Genomic DNA, 3,946 nt, shown 5'->3' with positions numbered 1-3,946 from the left:
AGGCTGGCCCGGATCGGCGTCACCAGCTCCTCCAGCAGGGGCGTGAGCGGGTCGCTGGCCATGGCGGCGGTCACCGCCCCGCAGCCGCTGTGGCCCATCACCAGGATCAGGGGCACCGCCAGCTCCGCCACGGCGTACTCCAGCGAGGCCACCCCCGCAGCGAAGGCCGTGTTGCCGGCGCTGCGCACCTCGAACAGCTCCCCGGCACCGCAGGCGAAGATCCACTCGGGCGCCACCCGGGAATCGGCGCAGCAGAGCACCGAGGCCCAGGGCCGCTGGCCGGCGGCCAGGGCATCGGGGCGCACCTGGCAGTGCATCGGCCAGGTCTCGTGCAGCAGGGTGGCCCGCGACAGGGGATCGGCGCTGCGCTCGGCACCCTGCCAGGCCTTGCAGAAGTCACGGTTGCGGCGCAGCAGCTCCTGGAGCGGATCGCCGCTGGGTCGGCACACCGAGAGCCGTTCCGTCAGGGTGCCGTCCGCCGCCGCGGCCTCGGCTGGCCTGGGTGCCAGGGTCTCCAGGGCCACGCTGGCGCCCGCCAGGGCGAGGATCCTCAGCAGTTGGCGTCTGGAATGTGCCATGGCGCCGTGACAAGGGGTCCTGCCGAAGGTTTAGCTGGAAAGCCACGAGCCAACCGCATGGGACCGCAACAGCCACCGGCCGACGCCTGCCCCCCGGACGCCTGGGTGGATGAGGAGCTGGGCGGGGTGCGCTACGGCCTGGCCGCCACCGTGGTGGAAGAGCGCACCAGCCCCCACCAGCGGATCACCATCATCGACAGCCAGACCTACGGCAAGGGGCTGCTGCTCGACGGCTGCTGGATGACGGCGGAACGGCAGGAGCGGCACTACCACGAACCGCTGGTCCATCCGGCCCTCTGCGCCGCCGCCGCCATCGAGCGGGTGCTGGTGATCGGCGGCGGTGACGGCGGCACCGCCCGGGAGTGCCTGCGCCACCCCGGTGTCGCCCACCTCGACATGGTGGAGATCGACGGGCTGGTGGTGGAGCTCTCCCGCCGGCACCTGCCCAGCCTGGGCGGCGACGCCTGGAGCGACCCGCGCTTCCACCTCACCGTCGGCGACGGCATCGCCTGGGCGGCCGACGCCCCCGACGCCAGTTACGACGTGGTGCTGGTGGACGGCTCCGATCCGGCCGGGCCGGCCGAGGGCCTGTTCAACCGCACGTTCTTCCAGCACTGCCGCCGCCTGCTGCGCCCCGGCGGTGTGTTCGCCACCCAGAGCGAATCCCCCGAGGCCTTCCGCCAGGTCCACGTCGACACCGTGCGGCTGCTGCGCGAGGTGTTCGGCCACGCCGATCCGCTGTACGGCTGGGTGCCGATGTACCCGAGCGGCTGGTGGAGCTGGACCTTCGCCTGCCCCGACGGCCCCCGCTACCGGGAGCCGTTGCCGGAGCGGGCCGCGGCGGTGGCGCCGGGCTGCAGCATCTGGTCGCCCCGCTGGCAGCGGGGGGCCTTTGAGGCGGTGCCGGCCTTCGTGGAGCGCGCCCTGGCCGACAAGGCGAGCCAGCCATGAACCCGGAGCTGTTCGAGACCGAAGGGGCGATCTACATGGGCGCCCGCCGCGACCCCCGGGGTTGTGCCGTGGGCCTGTTCGGCGTTCCCTACGACGGCACCACCTCCTTCCGCCCCGGCGCCCGCTTCGGCCCGGCGGCGATCCGGGACGTGAGCAGCGGCCTGGAGAGCTACGACCCCCAGCTCGACCTTGACCTTGAAGACCTGGCCTTCGCCGACCTCGGGGCCGTGGCGATCCCCTTCGGCGCCCCCGAACCGGTGGTGGAAGCGGTGGGGCGGGCCACCGGGGCGGTGCTGGATCTGGGCCTGGCGCCGCTGATGCTGGGCGGCGAGCACTCGATCAGCAGCGGGGCGGTGGCGGCGGTGGCGCAGCGCTATCCCGACCTGGTGCTGGTGCAGCTCGATGCCCACGCCGACCTGCGGCAGGAGTGGCTCGGGGCCCGCCACAGCCACGCCTGCGCCATGCGCCGCTGCCTGGAGGTGCTGCCCAGCGGCGAGCTCCGCCAGATCGCCATCCGCAGCGGCACCCGCGAGGAGTTCCGGGAGCTGCACGCCACCGGCCGCCTGGTGCCGATCGACGCCATGGCGGCGGCGCTGGCCCCCCTGCGGGGCCGGCCCCTCTATCTCACCGTTGACCTCGACTGGTTCGATCCGGCGGTGCTGCCGGGCACGGGCACGCCCGAACCCGGCGGCTTCCACTGGCCCCAGTTCGCTGAGCTGGTGGAGGAGCTGCGCCAGCACCGGCTCGTGGCCGCCGATGTGGTGGAGCTGGCTCCCCAGCTCGACCCGAGCGGCGTCAGCGCCGTGCTGGCCGCCAAGGTGACCCGCAGCCTGCTGCTGCTGCTTGGCGCTCAGTAGCAGCAGGTGCCGCTGGCGCGCTGCTCCCGCAGGCGGGTGTGCTGCTGCCCGATCAGCTGCACGGCCAGGGTGGGGTGGTTGTGCAGCAGGTTGAGGAAGCGGAGCCGATCGAGGCGCAGCACCTCCACGGGCGTGCGGGCGAAGGCGTCGCTGCGGTGGCTCAGTTCGCGCCAGGTGATGTCCTGGTAGCTGAACAGCTCACCGGGGCGATAGCAGGTTTTTTCACCCTGCTCGCCCACCAGCTCGACGATGCCGCGTCGCACGGCATAGATGGCGTTGGCGCTGGCGCCGCGGCTGAAGACGTGGGCTCCCGTTGGGAGGGTGAAGGTTTCACAATCCACATGGACGGCCATCAGCTCAAGGGGTGATGGGGATGTGGCGGTTCTGATCAATGCAGGGGACCTCCGTGGTCGGGGTGGACGGGGTTCTGCCTTCCTAGGGCTAAACGGACCGTTCCGCTACTGGAAGGGAGGGAGAATAGCCAGAAGAAAGGCGAAACGGAAACAATCGTTACGCTTTTCCGTTTTTGCTCAGATTTCAGGGCAGGCCGGTGGCCAGGCTCAGCTGCTGGCTCGCGACCGGATGGCGGGCCTGCTTGAGCAGGGCCTCGGGGGACACCACCGGCAGCCGCGGCGGCCGGGCCGTCCAGTGGTGGCACCACAGCTCGGCCACCAGCTCGGGGTGGATGGGGAGCTGACGCAGCTGGCACCATCCCATCTCCACCCCGGTGGGGGGGGTGCAGTGGCGGCAGCTGCGGCAGTTGGGACGGTTGCCCATCCTCTTGACCCATTGGGCCATTCAAGGTACGCATTTCCTCGCCGGTGTGATAGGGGTGGAAGCCGAATCACAGGCTTTCTTCGGTATTGGCCGCCCCGCCTCCAGTCTTGGCGGCGCCCAGTCCATAGGATCGCGCCACCCTGCTCCGGCGTCCCCCTGGCCGGCCGGCCGCCTCCGATGGATCCCACTTCCCTGCGCCGCACACCCCTGGATGCCGCCGCCACCGCCGCCGGGGCCCGCATGGTGCCATTCGCCGGCTGGCAGATGGCGATCCAGTTCTCCGGCCTGGTGCAGGAGCACAACGCCGTGCGCCAGCACTGCGGTGTCTTCGACATCTCCCACATGGGGGTGCTCACCCTGCGCGGGCAGGGCACCAAGGACGCCCTGCAGCGGCTGGTGCCCACCGACCTGTTCCGCATCGGCCCCGGCGAGGCCTGCTACACCGTCCTGCTCAACGAGTCCGGCGGCATCCTGGACGACCTCATCGTCTACGACCGCGGCCGCATCGCGGGCCCCGAGGGGGAGCGCGATGAAGTGGTGCTGGTGATCAACGCCGCCTGCGCCGAGGCCGACACCGCCTGGATCACCAGCCAGCTGCAGCCCGAGGGCATCACCATCACCGACCGCAAGGGCGACGGGGTGCTGCTGGCCCTGCAGGGCCCCGAGGCGCCCGCCCGCCTCGAGGCCCTGGTGGGCACGAGCCTGGCGGGACTGCCCCGCTTCGGCCACCGGGAGCTGGCCATCGACGGCGCGCCGGTGTTCGTCGGCCGCACGGGCTACACC

General features: G+C 71.8%; 6 protein-coding genes. 3 read left to right on the top strand and 3 right to left on the bottom strand.

Annotation, left to right across the window (positions count from 1 at the left end):
• Positions 1–578 (bottom strand): carbonic anhydrase (locus VB737_RS05860; RefSeq protein ID WP_500311923.1); only part of this gene is annotated, 578 nt, incomplete at its 3' end.
• Between the two features lie 57 nt (positions 579–635).
• Here VB737_RS05860 and speE point away from each other — a divergent pair.
• Positions 636–1,529 carry a polyamine aminopropyltransferase gene (gene speE, locus VB737_RS05855; RefSeq protein WP_500311921.1) on the top strand — a complete coding sequence of 298 codons (894 nt, stop codon included), beginning with the start codon at positions 636–638 and terminating at the stop codon, positions 1,527–1,529.
• Complete coding sequence (speB, locus tag VB737_RS05850; RefSeq protein ID WP_500311919.1) at positions 1,526–2,386, top strand: agmatinase; 861 nt, start codon at positions 1,526–1,528, stop codon at positions 2,384–2,386. Before speE ends, speB begins: the two co-directional genes overlap by 4 nt.
• On the opposite strand, the gene VB737_RS05845 is transcribed toward speB, so the two are convergent.
• A complete protein-coding gene (locus VB737_RS05845; protein ID WP_043325820.1) occupies positions 2,380–2,739 on the bottom strand; it encodes a cyclic nucleotide-binding domain-containing protein in 360 nt (119 codons plus the stop codon). The genes speB and VB737_RS05845 overlap by 7 nt on opposite strands.
• Positions 2,740–2,923: 184 nt before the next feature.
• A complete protein-coding gene (locus tag VB737_RS05840; protein WP_500311917.1) occupies positions 2,924–3,163 on the bottom strand; it encodes a hypothetical protein in 240 nt (79 codons plus the stop codon).
• A gap of 177 nt (positions 3,164–3,340) precedes the next feature.
• Here VB737_RS05840 and VB737_RS05835 point away from each other — a divergent pair.
• Positions 3,341–3,946: aminomethyltransferase family protein (locus VB737_RS05835; protein WP_500311916.1), on the top strand; the 606-nt coding region annotated here is incomplete at its 3' end.

It is taken from the genome of Synechococcus sp. BA-120 BA3, assembly GCF_034931285.1.
Lineage (GTDB): Bacteria > Cyanobacteriota > Cyanobacteriia > PCC-6307 > Cyanobiaceae > Cyanobium.
This window is presented reverse-complemented; position numbering and strand designations above follow the sequence as displayed.